Source organism: Flavobacterium enshiense DK69 (assembly GCF_000498495.1).
GTDB classification, from domain to species: Bacteria; Bacteroidota; Bacteroidia; order Flavobacteriales; family Flavobacteriaceae; genus Flavobacterium; species Flavobacterium enshiense.
This window is the reverse complement of record NZ_AVCS01000044.1, coordinates 1-886: the sequence shown is the minus strand read 5'-3', so window position 1 is coordinate 886 and position 886 is coordinate 1. Positions and strand designations below refer to the sequence as shown.

General features: G+C 31.5%; 1 protein-coding gene. It reads left to right on the top strand.

From position 1 onward, the window contains the following. Positions 1-748, top strand: a 748-nt coding sequence (locus FEDK69T_RS15615; protein ID WP_205622840.1) for a DUF6794 domain-containing protein, incomplete at its 5' end; no start/stop codon positions are given. Positions 749-886: the final 138 nt, after the last annotated feature.

The following is an 886-nucleotide window of genomic DNA, read 5'->3' as shown; positions in this document are numbered from 1 at the left end:
AAGCCGGCGGGACGTTAGCGGTAATGTTGGAAAAACGATGAGAAAACATATTCATTTATTATTTACTCTATTGATTTGTTTGACTTCTTGGAGCCAAAACAAACCTGGAAGCCTCGAAGAATCAATAAACTATTTTGAAAAAAATTGGACCAATAATGCAAAAAATGTTTTTAAAAGCAAACCAGAAAATGATGCTGTGACAGAATTGCATATGACAGTTGGAATGTGGATCAGAAATAGTTGGATAAGACATGGCAACGATTCGCTTAAAAAACAATTTCACAAAATCGGTGTTTATCATCCAGATGACATTTCATCAATAATCTTAACTTCACTACATAGAAAACTAAACAATAAAGAAATAAAATTAGAAGAGCAAGCAAAGCATTATATTGATTATTGGAAACCAATAATTGAACAAGATGAAAAATCCGCAAAAATAGCTGTTGAGCATTATAACAATCATAAAGTTGGAGACACAATCAATATCTTTTACCCTGTAGATAGAAAAGATAACTATGCCAATGCCGTAATTTATGAGTACAATAATGAGTGGGTTTTTGATCCTAAAAAGGATTTGAAAATTACAGGAGTAATTACTAAAAAATTCTACTTAAATAGCGAAACTAATGTGTTTTTCGAACTCAAGATTTTAGAAAAGAATTTTCCAAATATTCCAGTTTTAATGCAAAAAATGGAAATTGGAGAAGTATATGATTTTCATTTGGACAAACTTAGAATCGAATAAAACACTACCGCTAACAAGGGTTTTGTGAAAGTGGGGTTTTAAGGCTAAAAATAATGTCGGTTTTGTGTTTGTAAACTTAATCTTAAATAGTTAGTTTTGGGTTAACTAATCCCCACCTTCACAAAGCCCCGGGACGTT